Origin of the sequence: Dyella sp. RRB7, from assembly GCF_022761115.1 — a bacterium.
Classification (GTDB): domain Bacteria; phylum Pseudomonadota; class Gammaproteobacteria; order Xanthomonadales; family Rhodanobacteraceae; genus Dyella.
Map to the genome: position 1 here is coordinate 88,698 of NZ_JAKWJS010000006.1, position 20,736 is coordinate 109,433.

A 20,736-nucleotide genomic window follows, 5' to 3' on the forward strand; every position below is an offset into this window, starting at 1 on the left:
GCGGTTCGACATCTGACAAAAGGCAAGGAAGTGACCAGAAAAAAAGAACCGCGCGGTGGCAAGCAGGGAACCCCCAAGGCTCCCTCGGCGCCGAAGAAGGCGGCCCCTCGCGCCAGGCGTTCGGCGATCGACCCGTCCTCGCGCCAGCCGGCGGGCCAGGTGGCCGACCGGCATGCCGAGCGCGAGGCCCAGCGCTATGAGCGCCCCATTCCCAGCCGCGAGGCGATTCTCGAACTGCTGGAATCGCGCGGCGAGCTGCTGACCGAGGCGCGCATCGCCGAGGCGTTGTCGCTCACCGACGAATACGATCTCAACGCGCTGCGCAAGCGCCTCGGTGCAATGGTGCGCGACGGCCAGTTGCTGCTCGGCCGGAGAGGCGGCTACGCCCCCGCCCAGAAACTCGACCTGATCCCCGGCGTGGTGCTGGCCAATGCCGAAGGCTATGGCTTCCTGCGGCCGGATGGCGGCGGCGATGACCTGTACCTTTCGCCGCAGCAGATGCGCACGGTGCTGCATGGTGATCGCGTGCTGGCCAGCGTGGTCGGTATCGACCGTCGCGGCCGCAAGCAGGGCGCCATCGTCGAAGTGTTGCAACGTCGCTCGCCGCGCCTGGTGGGCCGCGTGGTGGTGGAGAACGGCGTGACCCTGGTGGCGCCGGACGATCGCCGCCTGCATCAGGACGTAATCATCGTGCCCGGTCAGGACATGGGCGCGCGCTCGGGCCAGATCGTGGTGGCCGAGATCACCGACCCGCCGACGGCGCAGCGCGGTCCGCTGGGCGCCATCCGCGCGGTGCTGGGCGAAAGACTGCAGCCGTCGCTGCTGGTGGAGATGGCCATCGCCAGCCACGACCTGCCGCACGATTGGCCGGACGCCGTGCTGCGCGATGCCGCCCAGGTGGAACCGCAAGTCACCGCCGCCGAACGCGAGGGCCGCACCGACCTGCGCGCCTTGCCACTGGTGACCATCGACGGCGCCGATGCACGCGACTTCGATGACGCCGTCTACGCCGAACCGCGTCGTGGCGGCGGCTATCGGCTGGTGGTGGCCATCGCCGATGTGTCCCATTACGTGAAGGTGGGCAGTGCGCTCGATCGCGAGGCGTACGAGCGCAGCACGTCGACCTATTTCCCCGGCTTCGTGGTGCCGATGCTGCCGGAGACGCTGTCCAACGGCATCTGCTCGCTCAATCCCAAGGTGGAGCGCCTGTGCATGGTCTGCGACATGCAGGTCGATGCCGAGGGCGTGGTGGTGCGCTCCAAGTTCTACGACGCGGTGATGCGTTCGCATGCGCGCCTGACCTATGACCGCGTGTGGCAGGCCATCGGCCTCAACGACGCCGACGCGCGCCACGAACTGGCCGACGTGATGCCGCAGCTGGAGCACCTGCACGGGCTCTACAAGTTGATGGCGGCGCAGCGCAAGCGCCGTGGCGCGATCGATTTCGAAACGCCGGAAGTGAAGTTCCGCCTCGACCAGCGCGGCGAAGTGGAGGCCATGGGCGCCACCGAGCGCAACGATGCGCACAAGCTGATCGAGGAATGCATGATCGCCGCTAACGTGCAGGCGGCGCTGTATCTCGAAAAGAAGAAGATTCCCGCGCTGTTCCGCGCCCACGAGCCGCCGCCGGCGGAGAAGTACGAGGACCTGCAGCAGTTCCTGCGCGAGTTCAAGCTGCGCATGCCGTCGCTGGAGGAAGTGACCCCGGGCGATTTCGCCGATGTATTGCGGCGGGTGCAGGATCGCCCCGAGCGCGAACTGATCCAATCGGTGTTGTTGCGCGCGCAGAGCATGGCCGCCTACCAGCCGGACAATCGGGGGCACTTTGGCCTGGCGTTGGAGGCGTACACGCATTTCACCTCGCCGATCCGCCGCTATCCCGACCTGCTGGTGCATCGCGCGATTCGCTATGCCCTCACCGGCGGCAAGCCCGGCGATTACAGCTATACGCCCAGCGAGATGGCCGCCATGGCGGTGCATTGCTCGCAGCGCGAGCGCCGCGCCGAGGAAGCCGAGCGCGATGTGGACGAGCGCTTCAAGTGCGCCTGGATGTCCAAGCACGTAGGCAGCGAGTTCGAAGGCACCGTCACCGGCGTCACCTCGTTCGGGCTGTTCGTGGAGCTGGACGAATCGAAGGTGTCGGGGCTGGTGCATATCAGCCAGCTGTCCAACGACTACTACCACTTCGATCCGGTGCGTCATCTGTTGAAGGGCGAGCGCACCGGCGTGCAGTTCCGCTTGGGCGATCACGTGCGCATCCAGGTGCTGCGCGCCAGCCTGGAGGATCGCAAGATCGATTTCCGCCTGGTGGCTCCGCGCAGCGCGGCGACACCGCCGCCCGCGCGCGGCGAACGCCGCTACGACTATGCGGCGGCCGGCGATCGTTATTCCTTGCCCAAGGGCGGCAAGGCGACGACACGGGGTGGCCCGCGCGATAATGTCGGGGTTGCCGCACCGCGCACGACGGCGGTGGCGGTAGGGAAGGATGCGCCCGTCGCCGGCAAGGAGCCGGCGAGTGGCAAGAGCATGTTCTCCAAGGTCAAGACGGCGGCCAAGGGCAAGTTCAAGGCGGTGAAAGACGCTGCGTCCAGAGCAACCTCCAAGGCCCGCGGGGCCGGCAAGAAGAAAGGCAAGCCATGAGTGAGAGCTGGATCGTCGGGATCAATCCCGTCGAAGGTGCCCTGAGCAACGACGCCGAACGCGTGCGCGAACTGCTGGTGGAGCAGGGGCAGCGCAATGCGCGCGTGCAGGAACTGGCCACGCGCGCCAAGGCGCTGAACATCCCCGTGCACCACCGTCCGCGCGAGCAATTGGAAAAGCTCGCGGGCGAGGCCCGGCATCAGGGCGTGGTGGCGCGTTACGAGGCGCCGCCGATGGGCGGCGAGAACGATCTGCCGGCCTTGCTGGAAGCGGCAGGGCAGGACGCGCTGGTGCTGGTGCTGGATGGCATCACCGATCCGCACAATCTCGGCGCCTGCCTGCGCAGCGCGGCAGCGGCGCGTGCCACGGCGGTGATCGTGCCGAAGGACCGCGCGGTGGGCCTGACCCCGGTGGTGCGTCGTGCCTCGGCCGGCGGTGCCGACCGCGTGCCGCTGATCGCGGCCACCAACCTGGCGCGCGTGCTGCGCACGCTCAAGGATGCCGGCGTGTGGATCACCGGCCTGGCCGGCGACACCGACACCTCGATCTATGGCATCGACATGCGTGGCCCGGTGGCCTTGGTGCTGGGCAGCGAAGGCGAGGGCATGCGTCGCCTCACGCGCGAAACCTGCGATTTCGTGGCGAAGATCCCCATGCCGGGCGTGATGGAGAGCCTCAATGTCTCCGTGGCCACCGGCATCGTCCTGTTCGAGGCATTGCGCCAAAGGAGTGAGAAGCGATGACGTTCTTATGGCACGACTGGGCGGGTTATATCGGTGTGCTGCTGGTGCTGCTGGCGTTCCTGCTGCTGCAGGCCCGCAAGCTGCATGGCAACGGCCTCGTGTATCAGCTGATGAACGTGCTGGGCGCGTTGGGTGTGCTGCTGTCGCTGGTGTTTGGCGTGACGGAGATGAACTGGCCGGCCTTCCTGATGCAGGTGGCGTGGATCGTCATCGGTGTCTTTGGCATCGTGCATTCGGCCAGGGCGCGCCGCGAACTGCGCGAGGCAGGGCGCAAGTTCGCGCCATGACCAGGGCATTCAGCCCGGCTGTGTAAAATGATGCGACCGGCCCTGCAAGGGGGCCGGTCTGCGGGGACGACCCCGCCAGCAAGTGTTCATTGCGGGGACGGCTCTGCTCTTCATCCAGAGGAGTCGCGTCATGCCCTGGATTTATCTTGGCCTTGCCGGCCTGTTCGAAGTGGTCTGGGCGATTGGCTTGAAATACACCGAAGGCTTTAGCCGCTTGTGGCCCAGTGTGATCACCGGCTCGGCGATGCTCGCCAGCATCGTGTTGCTGGCCATGGCGGTGAAAAGCCTGCCGATCGGCACCGCTTACGCCATCTGGACCGGCATCGGTGCGGTGGGCGCGGTGATTCTTGGCATCGTGCTGTTTGGCGATTCGGCGTCGCCCGCGCGGCTGGCGTGCGTGGCGCTGGTGCTGTTCGGCATTGTGGGGCTGAAGCTGACCGGCGGAGCGCACTGATCCCGTTGGTGTCTTGTCCAGGCGCCACATGTCGGGCCCCTTCTCCCGTTGCGAGAAGGGGCCGGCGGCCGGGATTCAGTCCTGCTTGTGCCCCAGCTTGGTCAGCTCGGGGTTGGAGGTGAAGTCACGCTTGGCGCGCTGCGCGGTCAGCGGTTCGCCGTTGACCTGGTACCAGATGCTCTCGGCGATATTGGTGGCGTGGTCGCCGATGCGCTCGATGTTCTTGGCCATGAACAGCAGGTGCGTGCACGGCGTGATGTTGCGCGGGTCTTCCATCATGTAGGTAAGCAGCTGGCGGAAGTAGCCGGTATAGGCTTCGTCCAGCTCGGCGTCGTCCTTCCATACCTGGTAGGCGCGCTCGGCGTCGCGATCGCGATAGGCGATCAGCACTTCGCGCACTTCCGCGGCGGCCAGCTCGGCCAGGTAACCCAGGCCGCTGGTCGGTGCGATCGGCGCCACCATCGACAGCGGGATGGAGCGCTTGGCCACGTTGGCGGCATAGTCGCCGATACGTTCGATATCGGCGGCGATGCGCAGCGCGGCGAACACGTTGCGCAGGTCGCCGGCGATCGGCGCGCGCAGTGCCAGCAGGCGCACCACGTCGTGGCTGATCTCCTGCTCCAGCAGGTCGATGGCGTCGTCGTTGTTGACCACGTGCTGGGCGGCGCGCTCGTCGCGACGGTCGATCACGTCGATGGCGGCTTCCAGCTGACTCACCGCCAACTCGCCCATACGCACGATTTCGCCGGTGAGACGGGTCAGCTCGTCGTCGTAGCTCTTGATGATGTGTTCTTTGCTGCTGCCGCTCATGTGGGTTCTCGTGTGCGTCCAGTAGGGAAGGGTAAGGCAGCGTGGCTTCTCACCCTAGCCCTCTCCCCAGGGAGAGGGGACCTATCGCTTAGCCAAAGCGACCGGTGATGTAATCCTCGGTCTGCTTCTTGGTGGGCTTGGTGAAGATCTGCTCGGTGCGGTCGAACTCGATCAGTTCGCCCAGGTACATGAAGGCAGTGAGGTCGGAACAGCGCGCCGCCTGCTGCATGTTGTGGGTGACGATGACGATGGTGTACTCGTTCTTGAGCTCTTCCACCAGCTGTTCGATACGGCCGGTGGCGATCGGGTCCAGCGCGGAGGTGGGCTCGTCGAGCAGCAGCACTTCGGGCTTCAGCGCAATGCCGCGGGCAATGCACAGGCGCTGCTGCTGGCCACCGGAGAGACCCAGCGCGCTCTGCTTGAGCTTGTCCTTCACCTCGTCCCACAGGGCGGCGCTGCGCAGCGCCTGCTCCACGCGGATGTCCAGGTCGGCGCGCGACAGCTTCTCGTGGTGGCGGATACCGTAGGCCACGTTCTCGAAGATGGTCATCGGGAACGGCACCGGCTTCTGGAACACCATGCCGACCTTGCTGCGCAGGCGGTTCATCGAGTAGCTGGAGTCGAGGATGTTCTCGCCGTCCAGGATGATCTCGCCCTTGGCCTCGAGCTTGGGATAGATCGCGTAGATGCGGTTGAAGATGCGCAGCAGGGTGGACTTGCCGCAGCCCGACGGGCCGATGATGGCCGTCACCTTCTTCTCCGGGATGTCCATGTTGATGCCTTTCAGCGCATGGAACCCGTTGTAGTAGAAATGCAGGTCGCGCACTTGCAGCTTGGTCGGCGCCAGCGGGGCGGACGCTGCCGAGGATTGTGGATGGATGCCGGCGGCAGCGGGCTCAGTCATGGGACACCTTGTTGCGTGAAAGGACCAGACGGGAAGCAAGGCTCAGCAGCAGCACGAACATGGTGACCACGAACGCGCCGGCCCAGGCGATGGCGTGCATGGCCTCGCCCGGGTCGTTGGCGTACTGGTAGATCACCTGGGGCAGGCTGGACATCTTGTCCATCGGGTTGAAGGTCATGTAGTTGTTGCCGAACGCGGTGAACAGCAGCGGGGCCGTCTCGCCGCTGATGCGCGCCAGCGCCAGCAGTACGCCGGTGATGATGCCGGAGCGCGCGGCGCGCACCAGGATCTGCAGGGTGAGCTTCCACTGCGGGATGCCCAGCGACAGCGCCGCCTCGCGCAGGGTGGAGGGCACCAGGCGCAGCATCTCGTCGGTGGTGCGCACGATCACCGGCAGCGCGATCAAGGCCAGCGCGATGCCACCGGCCAGGCCGGAGAACGTGGTATTGCCACTGGTGAGTGTCGTGGTCGGCAACACCACGATGGTGTAGACGAACAGGCCCAGCACGATCGACGGCGCCGACAGCAGGATGTCGTTGAGGAAGCGGATCGACTGGCCCAGGCTGGTACGGTTGGCGTACTCGGCCAGCCAGGTGCCGGCCATCACGCCGATCGGCGTAGCGACGGCGATGCCGATGAAGTCGATGATCAGGCTGCCGACCATCGCGTTGAGCAGGCCACCTTCCTCACCGTAGGCGGTGATCTTGGTGAACAGGTTGAGGTTCAGTGCGCCGATGCCCTGGCGCAGGGTTTCCCACAGGATCCAGGCCAGGAAGATCAGGCCGATCAGGGTGGCCACCATGCTCAGCGACAGCGCCACCAGATTGGTGATGCGCCGGCGCGTGTAGAGGAACGAACTGCTGCTCATCAGCGACCCTCCTTGTGAGCCAGCTGGCGCAACATCAGGCGCGCGATCAGCAGCACGATGAAGGTGACCACGAACAACAGGAACGCCAGCGCCATCAGGGTGGATTTCTGCAGACCGGCCGCTTCACTGAACTGGTTGGCGATGGTGGAGGCGATCGATGCGCCCGGGTCGAGAAGAGAGGGGGACAACTGCATCGCGTTGCCCAGCACGAAGGTCACCGCCATGGTCTCGCCCAGCGCGCGGCCCAACCCCAGGAAAATGCCGCCGATCACCGCCGAGCGGGTATAGGGCAACACGATGTCCCAGGACACTTCCCAGGTGCTGGAGCCCAGCGCATAGGCCGATTCCTTCAGGCGCGAAGGCACCGTCTGGAACACTTCGCGCATCACCGAGGAGATGAACGGGATGATCATCACCGCGAGCACGATGCCGGCGGTGAGTACGCTGGCGCCGAACGGGTAGTCACTGCCGAACAGCTTGCCGACAAAGGGCACGTGCTGCGCTACCCACGACAGCTTGCCATCGTCGGGCTTGCCGCCCAGGTAGTTGGTCAGCCATGGCTTGATATGGTCGGCGAAGAAGGGCGCGAAGATGAAAAGGCCCCACATGCCGTAGATGATCGAAGGGATGCCGGCGAGCAGCTCGATGGCCGAGGCCACCGGCGTACGCAGCCACGGCGGCGCCACTTCGGAAAGATACAGCGCGATGCCGAAGCTCACCGGCACCGCAATCAACAGCGCGATCAGCGAGGTGGCAATGGTGCCGTAGACGGGGACGAGGGCGCCGTAGGTATCGGTGCTCGGGTCCCAGGCGTCGCTGACCAGGAAGTGCCAGCCGAATGTACTGAATGCATGACGGCCGCCCCATAGGGTGGCGCCTGCGGCGCCGAGCAGGCAGGCCAACACCAGCAGGGCACAGCCCTTGAGCAGCCAGCTGAACAGGCGATCATGCCGCGCGTCGCGATGTGCACGCGCTTCCTGTGCCATGGTCGAGGCGGCAACGCCTACATTCGCTTGCATGTGATGACGATCCCTCAGGATTCGGGTCCGGCCGGCGCGAGGGCCTGTCCGGTCGGTGGACGATGCACCACTGCGTGGTGCCTTTCAACAACAGGCCGCCCGAGATGACTCGGGCGGCCCATGCCGTGCGATCAAGCGTTCAGGGTAGGCCTCGCCGGTTGCCGTAGCATGACCGTCGAGACGGTTACCTCAGTGCTTGTACTCGGAACTCCAGTAGGCCTCGATCTTCTTGACGAGGGTGTCCGGCAGCGCGACATAGTCGAGCGAGGCGGCGTCCTTCTGGCCGTTCTCCAGCGCCCACTTGAAGAAGTCGAACGCCACCTTGGTGTGCTCGGCATTCTTCGGGCTCTTGTACATCACAATCCAGGTGGTGGCGGTGATCGGCCAGGCCTGCGCACCCGGGGCGTTGGTCATGATCAGGTTGAAGTCCTTGGCGCTGGCCCAGTCCGCAGTGGCGGCGGCAGCGGCGAAGCCTTCGGCGCTCGGGGCCACGAACTGGCCGGCGGCGTTCTTCAGGTTGATCCAGCTGATCTTGTTCTTCACCGCATAGGCGTACTCGACGTAGCCGATCGAACCCTTGATCTGCTTGACGTACTGCGACACGCCTTCGTTGCCCTTGCCACCCACGCCGGTCGGCCAATCAACGGCCGTGCCGAACTTGACCTTGGTCGCCCACTCGTTGCTGACCTTGGACAGGTAGTTGGTGAAGTTGAACGAGGTGCCCGAGCCGTCCGAGCGATGCACCACGGTGATCTTGCCGGCCGGCAGGTTCACGCCGGCATTCAGCGCGGCGATCTTCGGATCGTTCCAGCTGGTGATCTTGCCGAGGAAGATATCGGCGAGGGTGGGGCCATCGAGCTTGATCTGGCCGGCTTCGATGCCCGTGATGTTGACCACCGGCACGATGCCGCCGACCACCACCGGGAACTGGCCCAGGCCGAACTGCGCCAGGTCTTCAGCCTTCACCGGTGCATCGGTGGCGCCGAAGTCGATGGTGCCTTCCTTGATCTGGGCCACGCCGGCACCTGAGCCGACGGACTGGTAGTTGAGCTTGTTGCCGGTCTTCTCGGCATAGCCGGCGGACCACTTCGAGAGCACCGGGTAGACGAAGCTCGAGCCAGCGCCGGTGATATCCGTGGCGTGGGCGGTCATGCCGAACAGCGATGCTGCGGCGAACACAGCAGTCGTGCCGATGCGAGACAAGGATTTGGTTGAGGTCAACACGGTGGCTCCTAGGTGAAGGTATCGGGGGATTCCCGCCCTTCGTTATTTCATGCGCGACGTGTTGCAATGAAATGAGCTAAATGTTTCACCCATATGACAGCATGCCACTTGCTGTCATACCGTGCTGATTAAAAAGGGATTAAAGGAGTTCGCCCGAAACCGCGGGCCAGCCCCTGCTTCCCTTTACATGGATTCCATGCCTACCTGCTCGCGCTCGAAGGTTTCAAGCCGGCGCCAGCGATTGACGATGGTGCAGAACAGTTCGGCGGTGCGCTCAGCGTCATAGATGGCGGAATGCGCTTCACGCGTATCGAAAGGAATGCCGGCCGCCTGCACGGCCTTGCTCAATACGGTCTGCCCGAAGGCGAGGCCGCTCAGCGTGGCGGTATCGAAGCAACTGAAAGGGTGGAACGGGTTGCGCTTGTGGCCAACGCGCCGCACGGCGGCATTGAGAAAACCCAGGTCGAACGCGGCGTTGTGGCCGACCAGGATGGCGCGCTGGCAATCCATGTCGCGCATCGCGTCGCGGATGGGCTTGAACACGTGATCCAGCGCCAGGCGCTCGTCCAGCGCGCCGCGCAGCGGATTGTCCGGATCGATGCCGGTGATCTCCAGCGCGCGCGGGTCGATATTGGCGCCAGGGAAGGGCTGCACGTGCGCGGCGACGGCCGGCATGGGTTGCAGGTAACCCTCCGGCGTCATGCGCAATATGACAGCGGCGATTTCCAGCAGCGCGTCGCGCTCAGCGTCGAAGCCGCCGGTTTCCACGTCCACGACGACGGGCAGAAAGCCGCGAAACCGTTCGGCCATGCGGCCAGCCATGCTGTTGCAGAGATTTTCCATGGGCCAAGCATATCAGCCGACGTCACAGGCCCGGGACCGGTGTCGTCAGCGCACTGCGGGACGGCCTGGGCGGGCGGATGTCTTCGTTCTGTCACATAACATCCACATAACGGTAAAAGCGCAGCCGCATCCTGCGCTTCGACTTGGACGGCCGGAGATCGAAGGGGGCGGTCCAGGTGATTCCTACCTACATGCGGAGAATTTCCATGCGTTCCAAGTTGCTCGCGGTAGCGATTGCTGCCGGTTTGGGCGTTACCAGCCTTTACGCCTCCGCCGATCCGGCGCCGGCTTCGTCCACGAAGACCAGCCAGTCGTCGACCCAGGCTGCCGAAATCGAGGCGCTGAAGGCCCAGTTGCAGGCTCTCCAGGCCAAGGTGGTCGAGCTGGAGCAGCGTACGGACGCGCAGTCGGACATCAATGTGTCCACCGGCCAGGCCGTGGAAAACGTGCAGAAGCAGGTGGCTGCCACCGACGCACAGGTCAAGAAGTCGTCCGACAAGTTGTCCTACAAGGGCGTGAACATCACGCTGGGCGGCTTCCTCGCGGCCGAATCGATCTACCGTTCGGCCCAGGAAGGCGCGGACATCGCCTCGAACTACAGCGCGATTCCGTTCAAGAACGTGCAGACCGCGCACATGAACGAGTTCCGCATGACCGCACGCCAGAGCCGCCTCTCGGCGCTCGTGCAGGGTGACGTGAACCCCGATACGCATCTGGCCGGCTACGTCGAGCTGGACTTCCTGGGTGGCGCGCAGACCGCCAACTCGAACGAGAGCAACTCGTTCAACCCGCGCATCCGCAACGTCTACATGACCTCTGACTGGGACAACTCGGGCCTGCACCTGCTGGCCGGCCAGAACTGGTCGCTGCTCACGCTCAACAGCAAGGGCATCACGCCGCGCAGCGAGCTGACCCCGCCGCAGATCGACGCTCAGTACATCCCGGGCTTCACCTGGGCACGTCAGGCGCAGATCCGCCTGGTCAAGGATTGGGACAAGACCTACTGGCTGGGTATCTCGCTGGAGAACCCGCAAACCACGTTCTACGCCAGCCCGAACCAGGCCAATGCGCCGGTGCAGCAGACGGCTTACAACATCGGTGCCGGCTCAGGCTTCGACTCGGCCAACACCCTGTCGCTCAACCACATCCCCGATGTGATCGTGAAGTTCGCCGCTGATCCGGGCTTTGGCCATTACGAAGTGTTCGGCCTGGGCCGTGCCTTCTACAACCGCTACGCCGTCAACGGTAGCTACCAGAACCACGATACGTATGGCGGCGGCTGGGGTCTCGGCGTTGTGCTGCCGTTGATCGACAAGACCCTCGACTGGCAGTTCTCCGGCATGGACGGCAAGGGCATCGGCCGTTACGGCAGTGCCCAGCTCTCCGACGTGACCTTCAGCCCGAACGGCAACATCGCTCCGATCAAGGAGAACATGATGCTGTCCGGTCTGACCTGGCACGCCAACTCCGACGTGGACGTCTATCTGTTCGGCGGCCGCGAAGCGGCGAGCAAGAAAGATTTCCAGGCCTACAACAAGGGCCTCGTGCAGCTCGGTTACGGCAACCCGGCCTACAACAACAGTGGTTGCGACATCGCCGGCGGCACCTGCGTGGGCAACGCTCGCGAAATCTGGCAGGGCACGGCTGGCTTCTGGTGGAAGTTCTACCAGGGCAAGTTCGGCAAGATGCAGTTCGGTGCGCAGTACTCGTACACCCAGAAGGAAGCGTTCCCGGGCCAGGGCTTCATCAACGGCGTGAGCGGCCCGGTTGCCAACGGCATCTCCTCGCCGAAGGCCACGGAGAACATGTTCTTCACGTCTTTCCGCTACTACCCGTTCTAAGCAGCACGTTTATCGGAAGGGAGTTCGACCCAGGGATGGAGAGACGGCGGGCTTTGCCCGCCGTTTCGTTTTTTGCGGGCCGTGCATTCATCGCGACGAAGATGAATGCCGGCCTGCCTGCGGCATCGAAAGCGCATCACGTCCATCGCAAACACTTGCGATGGACGTCCATGTTCCGATAGCTTTGACGCCATGTCTCCGCGTCATCGTTTCCATCCTCTGCATGTGATGTTGTCGTGCCTGTTTGGCCTGCTGTTGCTGGCCATGGCATGGCCGCGCGCGGCGCACAGCGCGGAATTGGCGCACAAGGCATCGGCAACGCACGCGATGGTCGTCATGCACGATGACGTCCCGGACGCCGGCGCGGACGACGACAGTGCGTCGCTGTTGCTGGAAGACAACGGCGGCATGGACGACCTGCTGCATCTGCCCGCCGCGCTCGATGCAAGCCTTGTTCCCGCAGCCTCCGCCGTACCCGCGGCGGGTCCCTACGCGGTGCGCCAGCGCGACATCGCGCTGCTGCTGCGCCCTCCTGAAGCGGCCTGACGCGGCCGCCGCCCATTGGCACCGCCGCATGACCGCATGGTCATGTTCGCCGGAGCGAGTGCCGGGCTATTGAACGCCTGATCCGCTTCATCTCGACGGACGCACGTCCGCCGACGGGCGGCCGCCCGTTTCCAGTCTCCGTGTTCCTTTCCGAATGACATCGGCGGGCTCGACCCGCCGACGGCCCCCTATGCAATTGAGGTTATCGCCATGAATCGTCTAATCCAGGGTTTCGAGCAGTTTCGCAAAGAGGTCTTCCCGAGTCAGCGCGCGTTGTTCCGCAAACTGGCCGAGGGCCAGAGCCCCAGCACCATGTTCATCACCTGCGCCGACTCGCGCGTGATGCCCGAGATGATCTTCTCCACCCAGCCGGGCGAGCTGTTCGTCTATCGCAACATCGGCAACATCGTGCCGCCGTACGCACAGCACGTGAGCGGCGTGGTGGCGGCGATCGAGTACGCGGTGAAGGTGCTCAAGGTCAGCCATATCGTGATCTGCGGACACTCCGATTGCGGCGCCATGAAAGCGTTGCAGCATCCGGAGCGGGTGCAGGACATGCCCTCGGTCGCCGCGTGGATGAAGCACGCCGATGTGGCGCGTTACGTGGTGGAACAGAACGGCCCGGGCCTGCATGGGGCCGATAGCCTGCGCCGCCTGACCGAAGAGAACGTGGTGGGCCAGCTCGAACATCTGCGCACGCTGCCGGCAGTGGCGGCGGCAATGTCGTGCGGGCAGCTCAGCATCCATGGCTGGGTCTATGACATCGCCCATGCGGAGCTGCAGGCGTTCGACGCGCAGCAGGGCCGCTTCGTGCCGGTCGAACCGGGCAAGGGCGTACCGGCCGCCACGCCGCATGCGCGTTTCTCCATGCCCGCGGCGTCGGCTGCCTGAGGAGCGGTGGCGATGAGTCGTTATTTTTCACAAGGACTGTTCGGGCGCGACCTGCTCGGTTCCATCGTGGTGTTCCTGGTGGCGTTGCCCTTGTGCATGGGCATCGCCATCGCCTCGGGCATGCCGCCTGCCGCAGGCCTGATGACCGGCATCATCGGCGGCATGGTCGTCGGTGTGTTCGCCGGCTCACCGTTGCAGGTCAGCGGCCCCGCCGCCGGCCTGGCGGTGCTGGTGTTCGAGCTGGTGAGCCAGCATGGCGTGGCGGCGCTGGGGCCGGTGGTGTTGCTCGCCGGCCTGATCCAGATCGCGGCGGGCCTGTGCAGGGTCGGCGTGTGGTTTCGCATGTGCTCGCCGGCGGTGGTGGCCGGCATGTTGTCGGGCATTGGCGTGTTGATCGTCGCCTCGCAGCTGCACGTGCTGATCGATGCCGTGCCCAAGGCACGCGGCCTGGAAAACTTCGCCGCGTTGCCGGGCGCGATCATCGATGCGCTGCGGGGCGATGGTGGCAGCCTTGCCGCGATGGCCGTGGGCGTGGGCACCATGGCGATCATGCTGGGTTGGGAAAAGCTGCGTCCGGCCAGGCTCCGCTTTGTGCCCGGCGCGCTGCTCGCCGTGGTTGCGCTGACCGCCATCGTGCAGGTGATGGAGCTGTCCGTGAAGAAGGTGGACGTGCCGTCCAACCTGTTCGCCGCCGTGTCCATGCCTACGTGGAGCAGCCTGTCCGGCCTGCTCGAACCTTCGTTGCTGATCGCTGCGTTGACCTTCGCGTTCATCGCCAGTGCCGAGACGCTGCTCTCGGCCGCCGCGGTGGATCGCATGCACGAAGGCGCACGTACCCGGTATGACCGTGAACTGACCGCGCAGGGCATGGGCAACATGCTGTGCGGCCTGCTGGGTGCGTTGCCGATGACGGGCGTGATCGTGCGCAGCGCGGCCAATGTGCAGGCCGGTTCGGCGACGCGCATGGCGACCATCCTGCATGGTGCGTGGATACTGGTGTTCGCGCTGCTGCTGCCGTGGTTGATGCGCATGACACCGGTGGCATGCCTCGCCGGCATCCTGGTTTATACCGGCATCAAGATGGTGAACTTCCGGCAGGTGAAGGCGCTGGCGGTCTACGGCAAGGGCACGGCGTGGATCTACGTGGCGACCACCGTGGCGATCGTGGCTACGGATCTGCTGGCTGGTGTGCTGGTGGGCTTCGCGCTGTCGCTGTTCCGTCTGGCGCTGCATTCGTCGCGACTGAAGGTCGGGCTCGATCATCATGACGAGCCGGGCAGGGCATCGCTGCGCCTGGAAGGCTCCGCCACGTTCCTGCGCGTGCCCTCGGTGGCCCGCACGCTGGAACGCGTGCCGCCGAATACGCGCCTGCAGCTGGTGGTGGATCGTCTTCATCACGTGGACCAGGCTTGCCTGGAATTGCTACGCGAATGGAGTCGCAATGCTTCGTCGCGCGGTTGCGAACTGGTCGTGGACTGGCAGCAGCTCAACCAGCGTGTCGAAGGCGTAGGACGGGCGGCGTAGTCCGACCCGTCAAGCCGAGCCTGTTCGCGCCCCTCCCTCTCCTCGCGAGCAGGCTCCAAGGCCCCGGGCGGGCGCAACGGGTTGCGTCAGCGGGCCCGGGCGGTGCGCTCGAGCATGGCGGTATCGCTGCTCGGCAACTGGCTGGCATCCCAGCCGCCACCCACGGCACGGATCAAGTCCACGCTGGCCTGCAGGCGGCGCGTGCGCACCTGCTCGGCGCTGCGTTCGGCCTGCAGGGCGGCGGTTTGCGCGCTGACCACGTCGAGGTAATTGACCGCGCCTTCGCGATAACGGTTGGTGGCGATGGTTTGTGAATCGCGCGCCGAACGGGCGGCATCGTCTTCCTGGTGGGCTTCCTTGCCGAGCTGTTGCAGCAGGGTGAGGTTGTCTTCCACCTGCTGGAAGGCACCCAGCACGATGCCCCGATACTGGCCTGCGGCCGCGTCGAGTTCCGCTTGCGCCTCCCGTACCTTGGCGTGACGCAGGCCGCCATCGAACAGGCTCATGGCCAGCTCCGGCCCCAGCGCCCAGTAACGATTGCCTGCGGTAAGCAGCTCGCCCATGCCGGTGTCCTGCCAGCCGAGGGCGGCAGACAGGCTCAAGCGCGGGAAGAAGGCTGCGCGTGCCACGCCGATCTGCGCGTTCGCCGCGAACACACGCCGCTCGGCGGCGGCAATGTCGGGGCGACGTTCAAGCAGTTGCGAAGGCACGCCCAGCGGCATCGCCGGCACCTCCATCGGCGCGTGGCTCGGCGGCAGCGAGAAACTCGATGCCGGCACGCCCACCAGGCTGGCGATGGCATGCTGGGTGAGCGCGCGCTGCGCTTCCACTTCGGATACCTGCGCCATCGCATCGGACAGCTGCGTCTTGGCACGGCTGACATCCAGGCCGGAGGCCACGCCGCCCTCGAAGCGTCGCTGGGTAAGATCCAGGCCTTGCTGGTATGCGTTGAGCGTGTCCTTGAGGATGCGTTCCTGCACGTCGTAGCCGCGCAGCTGGATATAGAGATCGGCCAGCTGCGCCTCCAGGCTCAACCTGGTGGAGGCGAGGTCGGCGGCGCTGGCCGCGGCATCGGCCTTGCCCGCGGCGACCTCATTGCGCACGCGGCCCCACAGGTCCAGCTCGTATTCGGCGCCCAAACCCACGGTATCGGCGCTGTATTCGTTGGGCTGGTTGCTGCCGCGCAACGGACGATTATTGGACTGGCGATTGCGCAGGTCACTCGCGCCGACGCCCAGGTGCGGATAGAGATCCGAGCGAGCTTCGCCGACCAGGGCGCGCGCCGCGTCATAACGGGCCAATGCCACCGAGAGGCTGGGGTTGGCGGCATCGAGCTGCTGTTCCAGGCGATCCAGCTCGGCGTTGTCATACACCGACCACCACGGTCCGCGCGGTGCGGTGTCGGCGGGATGCGCCGGCGACCACAGGCCGTCCGCCGTCTGTCCCGCATAGGCCGTCGGCAATGGGCCCACATTGGGTTTCTGGTAGGTCGGTGCGAGCGAGCAGGCCGGCAGCACGGCGACCAGCGCCAGTGACAACAGTCGGCGCAGGTATGTCGGGAGAGAGGTGCGCGTCATATCGCTACTCCGCCTTGGCGGTGCCCGTCGCCGTGTCGGCGTTCTTCGCCACCTGTACACGGTCGCCCTGCATCAGCGAATCGGACGGATGATTGACGATGCGCTCACCAGCCTGCAGGCCCCGGTCGATCTGCAGGCGATCGCCAAGGTCCAGCGCAATATGCACGTCGCGCAGCTGCACCTTGCCGTCAGCGCCGAGCACGGCCACCTGTGGCCCCTGCGCGCGGAAGATCAGTACGGTGGCCGGCACCGTCATGGTGTGGCTGTGGTTGTCCATCGGCAGATGCACCTCGGCATAGGCACCCGGCAGCAGTTCGCCCTTGGGGTTGTCCACTTCGAACTGCGCCAGCAGCGCGCCGGAGGCCGGGTTGACGGCGCCGGAGTTGCCGATCAGGCGGCCGCTGAACTGCTCGCCCGGACGATCGGGCACATCCAGCTGCACGCTCATGCCCGGGCGGATCGCGTCGGCATAGCCCTGCGGCACCTCCACATACAGGCGCATGCGGCGAGTATCGGAAATGGTGAACAGGGCAGGGCTGCTCTCGCTGTTGGCGCTGATCAGGTCACCGATATCGGTGTTGCGCGCGGTGACGGTGCCGGCGAACGGCGCGGTAAGGTTCTTGAACGATTCCAGCGCAGCGATGCGATCGACGTCGGCCTGCGCCGCCAGCACATTGGCCTGGGCGGCTTCGGCTTCGCCGGCTTTCTCGTCGGCTTCCTGCTTGGATACCGAGTTGGAGGCCAGCAGGTTCTTCCAGCGCTTGTCGGTGAGCGCGGCCAGGCGCGCATTGGCCTTGGCGCGGGCCAACCCCGCCTTGGCCTGTTCGAACTGCTGGTCGAGTTCGGGCGTGTCGATCACCGCCAGTGTTTCGCCCGCGCCGACCTGGCTGCCGATATCGCGCTCCCAGCTTTTCAGATAGCCGCCGACGCGCGCATGGATCGGCGCGCTGATCCATGCATCCAGATGGCCGGGCAGGGTCATGGCCTGCTGGCCGGCACCGATCACCGGCGTGATCAGCTGCACGCTGGGTATGACCTGCGCGTCGGTCCATGTGACGACGCGGTGATAGTCATAGGCACGCACCGAAATGCCGGCGATGGTGGCGACCAGGCCCAGGCCCAGGCCGAGACGCACAGCGCGACCCAGCTTCGGCGGTCGCTGCGGCAGGGCAGGTGGGGCGTCATGCGACATGGATGGGTTCTCCAATCAGGGACTCGGAAGCGGTGTGGCCCTGTTCGCGGCCATGCACGATGCTGAAGACCACCGGCACGAACAGCAGGGTGGCGAACGTGGCGAACAGCAGGCCGCCGATCACGGCGCGGCCCAGCGGTGAGTTCTGTTCCTGCGTCAGCGCCATCGGCAGCATGCCGATGATCATCGCCAGCGCAGTCATGCAGACCGGGCGGAAGCGGGTGAAGCCGGCTTCGAGCGCGGCCTTCACCGCGTCGCCGTGCTCGGCCAGCCGTTCGCGGCAGAAGCTCACCACCAGGATCGAGTTGGCGGTGGCCACGCCCATGCACATGATGGCGCCGGTGAGCGCGGGTACCGACAGCGTGGTATGGCTGATGAACAGCATCCACACGATGCCGGCCAGCGCGGCGGGCAGGGCGGTGATGATCACGAACGGATCGAGCCACGACTGGAAGTTCACCACGATCAGCAGATAGATCAGCACGATCGCGCCGACCAGGCCGAAGATCAGGCCGCCGAACGCCTCGTTCATCGTATCGACCTGGCCATGCAGGCTCACCACGGTGCCCTTGGGGCGCGCCGAGGCCCACTGGTCGAGCACCTTCTGCACGCCGCCGGCGACGGCGCCCAGGTCGCGGTCCTGCACGGCGGCGTAGATATCGAACGACGGCATGATGTTGTAGTGCGTCACCACCGCCGCGCTCGGCACCCGCGTGAAGGTGGCGAGGCCGCCGAGGATCTGGCTGGCGCCGTTGCCGGCCGGCGTCACCGGCAGGCTGGCGAGGTCGGCCATGCTGTCCATCTTGTACTGCGGTGTGGCGGCGACGATGGGATACGACACGCCGTTCTTCGGGTTGAGCCAGAACGCCGGCGCCACCTGCGAACTGCCCGCCAGCGAAGCCACCATGCTGTTGGTGACATCGCGTTCGGTGACGCCCAGTTCATCGGCGCGCGTGCGGTTCACCTGCACGTCCAGCTGCGGGTAGCTGGTGCTCTGCTGCAGGCGTACGTCGGCGATGCCGGGCACGTCGCGCAGATGCTGCATGATTTCCATCGCATAGGCCTGGTTGGCCGCCAGGTCGCGACCGGCGATGGACACGTCCAGCGGTGCTGGCGCGCCGAAGTTGAGGATCTGCGAACTCATATCCGCCGGCAGGAAAGCGAACTGGGTGCCCGGGAACTCACGCGGCAGGCGCGCGCGCAGCTGCTTGACGAACTCCGCGGTGGGCGCGTGGCCTTCCTTCAGCACGACCTGGATGTCGCCATCCTGCGGGCCGATGGTGCCGCTGGCGTTGTAGACCATGTTCACGCCGCTGAGCGGCAGGCCGATGTTGTCGATCACCGTGTCCAGCTGGTCGGGCGGAATCACCCGGCGGATGGCCGCCTCGATGTGGTCGAACTCCGCCGCGGTTTCTTCCACGCGCGTACCCATCGGGGCGCGCACGTGCATGGCGATGGCGCCGGCATCCACCTCGGGAAAGAAGTCGCGCCCCAGCAGCGGCACCAGCGCGAACGAGGCCAGCACGAAGGCCAGGAAGCCGGTCACGAAACGGCGCCGCTGATCGAGTGCCACCGTGAGGGTAGCGTGGTAGACGTCGCGGAGCTGGGCAAAGCGACGCTCGAAACCCTGCTGGAACGCCACCATCGACGCGACCAGTGCCCCGCGCCTGCGCGGCAGGTGCTGGTCGCCCTCGTGATGGTTGAGGTACTCGTCTTCCGGATGATCGCCCGGGCCAGGCTCCACCTGGTGCGGCTTGAGCAGGTACATCGCCATGGTCGGCACCAGCGTGCGCGACAGGATGAACGACGAGGCCATGGCAAAGATCACCGCCAGCGCCATCGGGCGGAACAGGAAGCCGGCGATGCCGTCGAGCATGAACATCGGCACGAACACGATGCAGATGCACAGCAGCGACACGAAGGCGGGCGTCACGATCTGCCTGGCGCCGTCCATGATCGCGGTATGCACGTCCTTGCCTTGCTCCAGGTGCCAGTTGATGTTCTCGATGGTCACCGTGGCGTCGTCCACCAGGATGCCCACCGCCAGTGCCAGGCCGCCCAGCGTCATCACGTTGAGGGTCTGTCCGGTGGCCGACAGCAGCGCGATGGCCGAGAGGATCGCCAGCGGTATCGACACCGCGATGATCACGGTGGAGCGCCAGCTGCCCAGGAACACCAGGATCATCACCGAGGTGAGCAGCGCGGCGATGATGCCTTCGCGCGCCACCGAGGTGATCGCGGCCTTCACGAAGAGGGACTGGTCGCTGAGCAGGGAGATCTTCAGCGCCGGCGGCAGCGATTCCTTCAGCAGCGGCAGCAGTTGCTTGATGCCGGCCACCACCGAAAGCGTGGATGCATCGCCCACCTTCAGCGCCGGCATCAGCACGGCGCGATGGCCATCCACGCGTACCACGTTGGTCTGCGGCGCGGCGCCGTCGCGCACGTGGGCCACCTCGCCGATGGTGATGGTGGCGCCGTGCACCGTCTTCACCGGCAGCTGGTTCAGTTCGGCGATGGCCTCGGGGCTGTTGTTGAGCTGCACGTGGTATTCGTAGGTGCCGATCTTGGCCGTGCCCACCGGAATGATCTGGTTCTGCGCCGCCAGCGCGTTGCTCACGTCCTGCGCCGACAGGCCCTTGGCGGCCAGCGACTGCGGATCGAGATCCAGCGTCACCTGGCGCTGCGCGCCGCCATAGGGCGTGGGCACCGCCACGCCGGGCACCGAGGTCAGCGTGGGACGCATCAGGTTCAGGCCGAGGTCGAGAATCTTCGCCTCCGACAGCTCCTTGCTCGACAACGCCATCTGCAGGATCGGCACGGTGGAGGCGTTGTAGTTGAGGATCAGCGGCGGCGTGATGCCGGGCGGCATCTGCTTGAGCACGGTCTGCGAGATCGAAGTGACCTGTGCGGTGGCGGTGCGGATGTCCACCCCGGGCTGGAAGAAGATTTTCACGATGCCCATGCCGGGCAGCGACTGCGATTCGATGTGCTCGATGTTGTTGACTGAAGTACTTAGCTGGCGCTCGTAGTAATAGACCACGCGGCCGGACATCTGGTCCGGCGGCAGGCCGTTGTACGACCACACCACGCTGATCACCGGGATGCCGATATTGGGGAAGATATCGGTGGGCGTGCGCAACGCCGCCAGCGGTCCGGCGATCAGGATAAGCAGCGCCAGCACGATGAAGGTGAGCGGTCGCGAAAGGGCGATGCGGACAAGGCCAAGCATGAGAGGGGTTCCGGCTATGCATCGGCGCGCAGGGCGCCGCGGCGTGACGGCGGGCCGTCACATCGATGAAGTACGGGAAACGGCTGGAATCAGCGGGGCGGTCCGGAACCGTGCGGCAGGTAGCGGCAGATGGTCATGGCATGG

The 20,736-nt window shown here is 65.6% G+C and carries 17 protein-coding genes; 8 read left to right on the top strand and 9 right to left on the bottom strand.

The features are described from left to right. Nucleotides 1-159: 159 nt before the first annotated feature. The 4 genes from rnr (at nucleotide 160) to sugE (ending at nucleotide 4,124) form a co-directional block, all read left to right on the top strand. Nucleotides 160-2,640 carry a ribonuclease R gene (rnr, locus tag MJ606_RS14155; RefSeq protein WP_343214825.1) on the top strand — a complete coding sequence of 827 codons (2,481 nt, stop codon included), beginning with the start codon at nucleotides 160-162 and terminating at the stop codon, nucleotides 2,638-2,640. Continuing rightward, nucleotides 2,637-3,383, top strand: a complete 747-nt coding sequence (gene rlmB, locus MJ606_RS14160) for a 23S rRNA (guanosine(2251)-2'-O)-methyltransferase RlmB (RefSeq protein WP_243050182.1) — start codon at nucleotides 2,637-2,639, stop codon at nucleotides 3,381-3,383. The genes rnr and rlmB overlap by 4 nt, the downstream gene beginning before the upstream one ends. Beyond that, a complete protein-coding gene (locus tag MJ606_RS14165) occupies nucleotides 3,380-3,670 on the top strand; it encodes a hypothetical protein (RefSeq protein WP_243050183.1) in 291 nt (96 codons plus the stop codon). The genes rlmB and MJ606_RS14165 overlap by 4 nt, the downstream gene beginning before the upstream one ends. Nucleotides 3,671-3,800: 130 nt before the next feature. Next, complete coding sequence (gene sugE, locus MJ606_RS14170) at nucleotides 3,801-4,124, top strand: quaternary ammonium compound efflux SMR transporter SugE (protein ID WP_243050184.1); 324 nt, start codon at nucleotides 3,801-3,803, stop codon at nucleotides 4,122-4,124. Between the two features lie 75 nt (nucleotides 4,125-4,199). Here the strand turns inward: sugE and phoU are convergent, their stop codons facing one another. From phoU to rnt, 6 genes are all read right to left on the bottom strand, one after another. Further along, a complete protein-coding gene (gene phoU / locus MJ606_RS14175) occupies nucleotides 4,200-4,934 on the bottom strand; it encodes a phosphate signaling complex protein PhoU (protein WP_243050185.1) in 735 nt (244 codons plus the stop codon). Between the two features lie 88 nt (nucleotides 4,935-5,022). Continuing rightward, entirely contained in the window at nucleotides 5,023-5,838 is an 816-nt protein-coding gene (gene pstB, locus MJ606_RS14180) for a phosphate ABC transporter ATP-binding protein PstB (RefSeq protein ID WP_243050186.1), read from the bottom strand. Further along, complete coding sequence (pstA, locus tag MJ606_RS14185) at nucleotides 5,831-6,706, bottom strand: phosphate ABC transporter permease PstA (protein ID WP_243050187.1); 876 nt, start codon at nucleotides 6,704-6,706, stop codon at nucleotides 5,831-5,833. The genes pstB and pstA overlap by 8 nt, the downstream gene beginning before the upstream one ends. Then, nucleotides 6,706-7,725, bottom strand: coding sequence for a phosphate ABC transporter permease subunit PstC (gene pstC / locus MJ606_RS14190; protein WP_243050188.1), 1,020 nt, complete (start codon nucleotides 7,723-7,725; stop codon nucleotides 6,706-6,708). The genes pstA and pstC overlap by 1 nt, the downstream gene beginning before the upstream one ends. A gap of 189 nt (nucleotides 7,726-7,914) precedes the next feature. Further along, nucleotides 7,915-8,949, bottom strand: coding sequence for a phosphate ABC transporter substrate-binding protein PstS (gene pstS / locus MJ606_RS14195; RefSeq protein ID WP_243050189.1), 1,035 nt, complete (start codon nucleotides 8,947-8,949; stop codon nucleotides 7,915-7,917). Nucleotides 8,950-9,132: 183 nt separating this feature from the next. Further along, nucleotides 9,133-9,792 carry a ribonuclease T gene (gene rnt / locus MJ606_RS14200; protein WP_243050190.1) on the bottom strand — a complete coding sequence of 220 codons (660 nt, stop codon included), beginning with the start codon at nucleotides 9,790-9,792 and terminating at the stop codon, nucleotides 9,133-9,135. Between the two features lie 206 nt (nucleotides 9,793-9,998). Here rnt and MJ606_RS14205 point away from each other — a divergent pair, with 206 nt between their 5' ends. The 4 genes from MJ606_RS14205 (at nucleotide 9,999) to MJ606_RS14220 (ending at nucleotide 14,594) form a co-directional block, all read left to right on the top strand. After that, entirely contained in the window at nucleotides 9,999-11,633 is a 1,635-nt protein-coding gene (locus tag MJ606_RS14205; protein ID WP_243050191.1) for a hypothetical protein, read from the top strand. Between the two features lie 192 nt (nucleotides 11,634-11,825). Then, nucleotides 11,826-12,179 (top strand): hypothetical protein, encoded by a 354-nt coding sequence (locus MJ606_RS14210; protein WP_243050192.1) that lies wholly within the window; start codon nucleotides 11,826-11,828, stop codon nucleotides 12,177-12,179. 210 nt (nucleotides 12,180-12,389) lie between these two features. Continuing rightward, the gene (locus tag MJ606_RS14215) at nucleotides 12,390-13,070 is read left to right on the top strand and encodes a carbonic anhydrase (protein WP_243050193.1); all 681 of its coding nucleotides are present in this window, start codon (nucleotides 12,390-12,392) and stop codon (nucleotides 13,068-13,070) included. A 12-nt stretch (nucleotides 13,071-13,082) separates the two neighbouring features. After that, the gene (locus MJ606_RS14220; RefSeq protein ID WP_243050194.1) at nucleotides 13,083-14,594 is read left to right on the top strand and encodes a SulP family inorganic anion transporter; all 1,512 of its coding nucleotides are present in this window, start codon (nucleotides 13,083-13,085) and stop codon (nucleotides 14,592-14,594) included. A gap of 86 nt (nucleotides 14,595-14,680) precedes the next feature. Here MJ606_RS14220 and MJ606_RS14225 read toward each other — a convergent pair whose 3' ends face one another. From MJ606_RS14225 to MJ606_RS14235, 3 genes are read right to left on the bottom strand one after another with little or no spacing between them, the layout of a single operon-like run. Further along, nucleotides 14,681-16,171: an efflux transporter outer membrane subunit gene (locus MJ606_RS14225; RefSeq protein ID WP_243050195.1), complete on the bottom strand. Its 1,491-nt coding sequence runs from the start codon at nucleotides 16,169-16,171 to the stop codon at nucleotides 14,681-14,683. A gap of 4 nt (nucleotides 16,172-16,175) precedes the next feature. After that, nucleotides 16,176-17,363 (bottom strand): efflux RND transporter periplasmic adaptor subunit, encoded by a 1,188-nt coding sequence (locus MJ606_RS14230; protein WP_243050196.1) that lies wholly within the window; start codon nucleotides 17,361-17,363, stop codon nucleotides 16,176-16,178. Then, nucleotides 17,353-20,592: an efflux RND transporter permease subunit gene (locus MJ606_RS14235; protein WP_243050197.1), complete on the bottom strand. Its 3,240-nt coding sequence runs from the start codon at nucleotides 20,590-20,592 to the stop codon at nucleotides 17,353-17,355. The genes MJ606_RS14230 and MJ606_RS14235 overlap by 11 nt, the downstream gene beginning before the upstream one ends. Between the last annotated feature and the right edge of the window lie 144 nt (nucleotides 20,593-20,736).